6 protein-coding genes are annotated in these 6912 nt (G+C 63.9%); 3 read left to right on the top strand and 3 right to left on the bottom strand.

Annotated elements, in window-relative coordinates; all coding sequences use genetic code 11:
- Positions 1–946 precede the first annotated feature (946 nt).
- Positions 947–1951, bottom strand: coding sequence for a glycosyltransferase family 4 protein (locus tag R6U20_RS11065; protein WP_410337917.1), 1005 nt, complete (start codon positions 1949–1951; stop codon positions 947–949).
- A gap of 5 nt (positions 1952–1956) precedes the next feature.
- Positions 1957–2616 (bottom strand): DUF2459 domain-containing protein, encoded by a 660-nt coding sequence (locus tag R6U20_RS11060; RefSeq protein ID WP_410337916.1) that lies wholly within the window; start codon positions 2614–2616, stop codon positions 1957–1959.
- Positions 2617–2732: 116 nt separating this feature from the next.
- On the opposite strand from R6U20_RS11060, the gene R6U20_RS11055 reads away from it, so the two are divergent.
- Positions 2733–3215 (top strand): DinB family protein, encoded by a 483-nt coding sequence (locus R6U20_RS11055; RefSeq protein ID WP_410337915.1) that lies wholly within the window; start codon positions 2733–2735, stop codon positions 3213–3215.
- 73 nt (positions 3216–3288) lie between these two features.
- Here R6U20_RS11055 and R6U20_RS11050 read toward each other — a convergent pair whose 3' ends face one another.
- Positions 3289–3564 carry a polyhydroxyalkanoic acid system family protein gene (locus R6U20_RS11050; RefSeq protein WP_410337914.1) on the bottom strand — a complete coding sequence of 92 codons (276 nt, stop codon included), beginning with the start codon at positions 3562–3564 and terminating at the stop codon, positions 3289–3291.
- A 299-nt stretch (positions 3565–3863) separates the two neighbouring features.
- Between R6U20_RS11050 and R6U20_RS11045 the strand changes: the two genes are divergently transcribed.
- Together R6U20_RS11045 and R6U20_RS11040 are read left to right on the top strand one after the other, a co-directional pair.
- The gene (locus R6U20_RS11045) at positions 3864–6392 is read left to right on the top strand and encodes a M14 family zinc carboxypeptidase (protein ID WP_410337913.1); all 2529 of its coding nucleotides are present in this window, start codon (positions 3864–3866) and stop codon (positions 6390–6392) included.
- Positions 6393–6637: 245 nt separating this feature from the next.
- Positions 6638–6883: a GIY-YIG nuclease family protein gene (locus R6U20_RS11040; RefSeq protein WP_410337912.1), complete on the top strand. Its 246-nt coding sequence runs from the start codon at positions 6638–6640 to the stop codon at positions 6881–6883.
- Positions 6884–6912: the final 29 nt, after the last annotated feature.

Here is a 6912-nt window from a genome sequence, read left to right as displayed (position 1 = left end):
ACCGGTCGGTGCAGCTTGAACGTTATATACCCGATATGCTGCAATTCAATGGATCGGATAACATCACCCTTGTTGAAACATCCGGGAAAGACCTTGATGAGGGAAATGGTCGGCGTCGTTCATATTACAGGAGATCGGACCTTCCCCTCCATCCTACCTGTCCTCCCCGAGGAGGAAGGAACCGTGGAAGGCATTCCTCAAGTCCCCCTCAGAGGAGGGGGGATGTAGGGGGAGGGATGACGTAACATCATATAGATCAAACACGTATGTGAAACGCAGCACCGTACGAATGAGAGCGTGTATTAAGTAACGTCGGGGCGCACATGATACCGGTTTGAAACGCACAAACCCCCAACTTCATGCCTGTCTTTACTTGGTGCTGTGTCAACCCTCATTTTGATGGTTGTCTTGCAATCAGCCTCCACGAAGCCTGTCATGGTGAGCGCAGTCGAACCATCTCCTCGGGGCCTGGTAACGCCAGATGGACATGAGGCCCCTGCCAACCTCCAGGGAGATCTTTATTCACTGCGTTCATCAGTCGCTTCGCTCATGTCAGGACTCCGCGTCTCCTTGGCGGAGCCGCTTCGCTCAAGATGACAGCATGTAAACGGGGCACGTTGCAACCCAACCATTGACCTGTGACAGAGCAGTAGGGGATGCAAACAGCCTCTCTGTATGGGTCTGAACCGCTCGCGTCCCCAGCGAAGGCGCAACAGAATAGATTCGACACTGCGGGTCGTACGCAGGAGCGTCCGCTGCTATTGCACCGACGGGGTGCCATCGGTTCCTGGTCCTGTGATTAGCCTCAAAAAGGTACAGGGCCTCGCGACGAGCGCAAGGGGAAAGGTGGGGGCAGTTGCTGTATGAGCAAAAGATACCCCCCGTCGTAGGCTCTGCTGTGCAACGCAGATCGTTCAGGGGCTCTCGCCCCGTTGAGTGGTATACATCAGACGGCCACCTGCTGCACAAACTGGCGGATGCGCCATGCCGTCTCGACCCAGCAGGGGGTGCCGCGGCTTACGCGCACCGCCTGCCACGCAATCTGCGTGTGGAGGCGCGGGGTGGTAAGCACCTCCTGCAAGCGCATCCGCAGTGCTGCAAAGTCGCCCGCAGGCACGAGGCACGTTGCGGACAGCGCACCCAGCGTTTCGGGCAACCCACCCACCCGAAAGCCGAGCACCGGCACCCCCGCGGCCAGCGCCTCGCGCGCGACCATGCCGCTCGTCTCAAAGCGCGACGGGCAGAGCACCACGTCGGCACGGGCGTAGGCGGCGCGCACATCTTGCTCCGACGCGGCTCCCTGCACGTGCACCCGATCGGACACGGACGAGGCGGCGACGGCCTCCCGGAAGGCGGCGGCGTGCTCGGGGTCGAGCGTCTCGTCGCCGATGACGTGCCACTGCCACGGCACGTCGCGCAGGGCTTCGAGCATGTGCAGGCACGGAATGAGCTGTTTGTTGGGGAGGCGGTTCGCCACAGTCAAAAGATGGGCCGGCGGGACGAGGGCCGTCTCCGCCGCGTTGCGGCCCGTGCGAAAGGCGTGGTCCAGTCCGGGCGGCGCTACAACCATGCGGCGGGGCGCAATGTCGTGGGGGCTGAGCTGCTGCTTTACAAAGCGGCTGGGCGCTACGTATCCCCCAAACAACGACAGGCGATCGGCTTCTTCCTGTGCAGCGCGGGAGTCGGCCTCGTTCGGATCGGTCAGGTGCAGGTAGTGCGCCACGAGCATCGCGGGCGGCCCCGTGGCCCAGGCATCGAGCAATCCGTCATCGCGCAGGAGCAGGCTGTCAACGATCCACGCGTCGGCCTCGGCGGGTGCGTCGGCCCATGCAGTGCCGGTGGTGAGCGTGTCGTTCGGGGGCCACGCGGTGCGCAACGCCGTGTTGTAGCGATTGCCGCCGGTAGGGTGCTCGGCGATGTCGGGGTTGCAGAAGTGGATGTGCATAGGCATACGCTTTAATGAGCAGATTGAATCCAGCGACCACAGGTTTGTGCATCGTGCATCAGGCGGGATACGCGCAGGGTGCGCCAGGGAGCTACCCGGCAGCCCGCCGCCCGCAGCGCGCCCGCAGTCCACTGGTTGCAGTTGTTGAGCCCATGATACGGAAGCGACGACGAAAAAAAAGCGCTTTTGTGATAGCGTCCCGGTGCTACCGGATCGGGATGCGCACTGTTCATGCTCTGCTTTACGAACGCGGCCACCTGACGCATCCCGGTCTCGGACACCGGAATGGCGGCGATGGCGTGCTGCGGAAAGGCGTCGGTCACCGGCCCGTCGAACACCGCAACATGCACAACACTGGCCGTAGGCCACAGCCCCGCGCGCAGCAGCGTGCCCAGTCCGGCATCGGGATTCGGGTAGTAGGCGGCCTCGCCCCACCCGACTTCGACGTATTCGGTCGGCGGAAAGTCGTCGAGCACGGGCCACACCGTATTCCCCAGCGCCGCGCGCGGCAGTACGAGTCCAGCATGCCAGCCGTGGCGCACCACGTACAGCGTATACGGCCCAGAAGCTTCTTCGGCAGCGTCAACGGCGGGCTGCTCGCACTGCACAGCCAGCACCACGCCCCACACAAGAAGCGCGCCCACCAATCCGCGACGTAGCCAGTGCGTCATCGATGTAGTAGCTTGTACAAGGGGCACGGCAGGATGCGCATACTCTTTTCAAACATAGCATAGGCGCGTCCCGTCTGATACGCAACCGTTTCTTCTTCCCAAGCTTTCCTGTTGCCATGCACGACGCCCTGCGCCAGCACATCCGCAAAAGCCTCATTGGCGACTTCCCCGCGCACGCCTCGTTTCAGGATGCGGTGGCCGACTGGCCCCACGGCCAGCGCGGGGTGCGTCCAGAGGGACTGCCGTACTCTGGCTGGGAGCTCGTGGAGCACATCCGCCTGGCGCAGGCCGACCTGCTGCGCTACAGCCAGAACGACGACTACGCCCCGGACACCTGGCCCGCTGCCTACTGGCCCGATGCGCCCATCCCGCCCTCGCGCAACGCCTGGCACACCAGCTGCGAAACCGTCGTGGCCGACCGTGACACGCTCCTGGCCCTGCTCGACGAGTCCGACCCGTTCGAGCCGGTGCCGACCCACGACACCCACACACTGCTGCGCTCGGCCCTCATCGTGCTCGACCACAACGCCTACCACATCGGCCAGCTCGTCACCGTGCGCCGCCTCCTCGGCTGCTGGCCACCCGCGGATACGGCGTAGGTGTGGATATGCGAAAGTGAGGTGGGGACGTGTGGAAGAGGCACCTCCGCACCTCCACACATCCACCCCTAACCTACTTCAAATACTGGTCCAGGTAGCCCTTCGCCTGCTCTTTCACCGTGCCCTTCATGGCCGAAAGCAGCATACCCAGCTTAATCTCAACATGCACCGTCTCCGGCTCCACATCAATGGTGCCGCTGGCGCCGCCCCCGTCAAACTTCAGGGTATCGTCCTCCCAGTGATAATCGGCTCCGAGCTTCTGCTTGAGCTGGTCGGCCACCTTCTCCACAGCGGTGCGGGCGTCACCGGTGCCCATGCTGTGCGATCGCGACAAGTTGATTGTAGACATACGACGTGTAGACTAAAAATGAACAACGCATAAACGACTTGTGCGCTACGGAAGCGGTTTTCGTGCGTTCCCCCGCGCACCTCATTGGTTAAGCCACATTGGGACTGGACACCGACCCGCGCATCCCCTACCTTATTCTATTAGGAGAAAGCGATAGGTGGCTGCCCCTGGCCCAATACCTACCGATCTCCACTCGCTCCGCCCCCCTGCTGGCTCGAATCGCTCATGTGCACGCTCTCGCCTATGTCCCGACCGCTTCGCCTCATCTTCGGCACCTGCTCCTGGCCGCCCTCGGGCTGATGTCCGCTACGGCGACACCCGCCACCGCCCAGTCCACCGACCTGCAGTCGCCCGCCGACTTCCTGGGCTATGAGATGGGATCGCAGTTCACCCCGCATCACCGCGTTATGGACTATGTAGAGCATGTCGCTGCTGCCTCGCCCAACGTGGAGGCCGAGCCCTACGGCGAAAGCTACGAAGGCCGCACGCTCATGGTGGCATACATCAGCAATCCCGACCTGCTCGCCGAGCGCGAAACCATCCGCCAGGACAACCTGCGCCGCATCGGACTCGAAGACGGCGCGCCCACCGCCGATGATGCGCCCGCCATCGTCTACCTCAGCTACAACGTGCACGGCAACGAGAGCGTGAGCACCGAATCTGCCATGCAGACGCTCTACGAACTGGCCGATCCCACCAACGACCAGACGCAGCCGTGGCTCGACAACACCCTGGTGCTGCTCGACCCGCTCGTGAATCCCGACGGACGCGCCCGCTACGTCAACTTTTACCGCGAATCAGTAGGCGCGCAGCCTAACGCACGCCGCATGGCTCGCGAGCACCAGGAGCCCTGGCCCGGCGGACGCGCCAACCACTACTACTTTGACCTGAACCGCGATTGGGCGTGGGCCTCGCAGCAAGAGACGCAGCACCGCCTACAGCTCTACAACCGTTGGATGCCGCACGTCCACGTCGATTACCACGAGCAGGGCATCGACAGTCCACACTACTTTGCACCCGCTGCCGACCCGTTCCACGAAGACATTGCCGCGTGGCAGCGCGAGATTCAGACCGAAATAGGCCGCAACCACGCCCGCTACTTCGACGAAAACGGCTGGCGCTACTTCACCCGCGAGCGCTTCGACCTCTTCTATCCCGGCTACGGCGACACCTGGCCCACCTTCAACGGCGCCATTGGCATGACCTACGAGCAGGGCGGCTCCGGGCGCGCCGGACTCATGGTGCACACGGTGGAGGGCGACACCCTTAGCCTGCGCGATCGCTTCGTGCGGCACCATGCCACCGGCCTCTCCACCGTCGAAACCGCCGCCCGCGAGGCCGACCGCCTCGTCGACGAATTCGTGTCGTATCACGAAACCGCCGCCTCGAATCCCCCCGGCGACTACAGCGCGTACCTCGTCAAAGCCCGCGACGCCGACGACGAAGGCGTGCCCGGCACCCGCGACGACCGCATCCACGCGCTGCACGAGCACCTGGAAGCGCAGGGCATCGCCTCGACAATTGCCGGAGATGGAACGGACACGCAGCGGAGCGGCCTGCGCTACGCCGACCAGACCGAGCAGTCTGCCGCCATCGAACCGGGCGATCTCGTGGTATCGCTCAACCAGCCGAAGGGCCGCCTCGCCAAAGTGCTGATGGAGCCGCGCACCACCGTCGTCGACTCCGTCACCTACGACATGACCGGCTGGAGCCTGCCCTACGCCTACGGACTGGAGGCCTACGTGCTGGAGCAGTCCGTGTCGGTTTCGGGGGATGCAGAAGCCGCGCCGCCGACCTTGCAGGGCGCCGACACCGAGCGGCCGTACGCCTACCTCGCGAACTGGCACAGCATCGCCGACGCCTCGTTCTTGTCCGACCTGATCGAGGCCGGCGTGAAGGTGCGCTTTGCCGGTGAGGCGTTCGACCTGAACGGACGCACCTTTGAGCCGGGCACGCTCGCTATCTTGCGCGCCAACAACCGCAATATGGGCGCGGACTTCGACCGCATCGTGCAAGAGACCGCTGCCGAGCACGAGCGCTCGCTCTACCGCACTGCTACCGGCTTCATGGATGAAGAGCCCGACCTGGGCTCCGGCAACATCCGCTACATCGACGCGCCGCATGTGGGCGTGCTGGCGGGCGACCCGCTCGCCTCGCTGAACGTGGGCGAGGTGTGGCATTTCTTTGAGCAGCAGCTCGGGTATCCGGCGACACTGCTCGAACCGGGCAACTTCCGCGACGAGTGGCTAAGCGACCTGGACGTGCTCATCATGCCCAGCGGATCGTACGGCGACTGGCTCACCGAGGAACGCACCGAGGCCCTGCAACGCTGGATCCAGAACGGCGGGCATGTCATTGCCCTTGGCGCCGCGAACAGCGCCCTGTCGGGCCGCGACGGCTTCGACCTGGCAGCGCCCTCTGCCGACGAAGACAGCGCCGACGCATCCCCCGAACTGAACCGCTACGAAGACCGCGCCCGCGAGGCCGCCACCCGGGGCACCCCCGGCAGTGTGCATGCCACCACGCTCGACGGCTCGCACCCGCTGGCGTTTGGCATCGAACGGTACTTCACGCTGAAGCGCTCCGCCCGCGCCTTTGCCTACCTCGACAGCGGCTGGACCGTGGCCGCGCTCGAAGACACGGCTCCGCTTACCGGATTCATGGGCCACGAAGCGCAGCAGGAGCTCGACGACACCCTCGTCTTTGGCGTGCAGTCCCACGGACAGGGGCGCATCACCTACCTGGTCGACAACCCACTCACGCGTGGCTTCTGGCACAACGGCCAGCTCCTCATGAGCAACGCCGTGTTTTTTGTAGGGAACGAATGAACGCCCGGGATATCCGCTTCGCTCCTGATCCCGGGCTAAGGAAACCCATAGCCGGGTAACCTGTGCCGACCACTGTCGGTACCGCTTACGTCCCCGGCAATCTGTGGGGCGAATGCCATCGGCACTGCACGTGTCCAGGACGGCACGTCGCTAAATAGATACCAAGACAAAAGGGCCCCACGCCGGTAGACAAAGCGATAAGCAACGCTTGCGATCTTGTATTACCGACAACAACCAACTCTGACATGCCGCACCACGTCTACATCCTCGAATGCGCGGATGGCACCTACTACACCGGCTACACCACCGATGTGGAGCGTCGCGTAGACGAGCACAACGCCGGGACCGCCGCCAAATACACCCGCGGACGCACCCCCGTCGAGGTTATCCACACCGAAACCTACGACAGCCAGTCCGCCGCCATGCAGCGCGAGTACGCGATCAAACAGCTCCGGCGCCCCGCAAAGGAGGAGCTGGTGGATGTATCCTAATCCGCCAGCGCATCCAGCGGACTCGCAAC

This window comes from Longimonas sp. (assembly GCF_046498435.1).
Taxonomy (GTDB): domain Bacteria; phylum Bacteroidota; class Rhodothermia; order Rhodothermales; family Salinibacteraceae; genus Longimonas.
Note: the sequence above shows the minus strand (reverse complement) of the source record. Positions and strands in the feature narration are given on the sequence as shown.

What these genes read in the sequence shown, in the direction of transcription:
- R6U20_RS11065 (WP_410337917.1), bottom strand. Translation starts at nt 1,951, where the DNA reads ATGCCTATGCACATCCACTTCTGCAACCCCGACATCGCCGAGCACCCT.
- R6U20_RS11060 (WP_410337916.1), bottom strand. Translation starts at nt 2,616, where the DNA reads ATGACGCACTGGCTACGTCGCGGATTGGTGGGCGCGCTTCTTGTGTGG.
- R6U20_RS11055 (WP_410337915.1), top strand. Translation starts at nt 2,733, where the DNA reads ATGCACGACGCCCTGCGCCAGCACATCCGCAAAAGCCTCATTGGCGAC.
- R6U20_RS11050 (WP_410337914.1), bottom strand. Translation starts at nt 3,564, where the DNA reads ATGTCTACAATCAACTTGTCGCGATCGCACAGCATGGGCACCGGTGAC.
- R6U20_RS11045 (WP_410337913.1), top strand. Translation starts at nt 3,864, where the DNA reads ATGTCCGCTACGGCGACACCCGCCACCGCCCAGTCCACCGACCTGCAG.
- R6U20_RS11040 (WP_410337912.1), top strand. Translation starts at nt 6,638, where the DNA reads ATGCCGCACCACGTCTACATCCTCGAATGCGCGGATGGCACCTACTAC.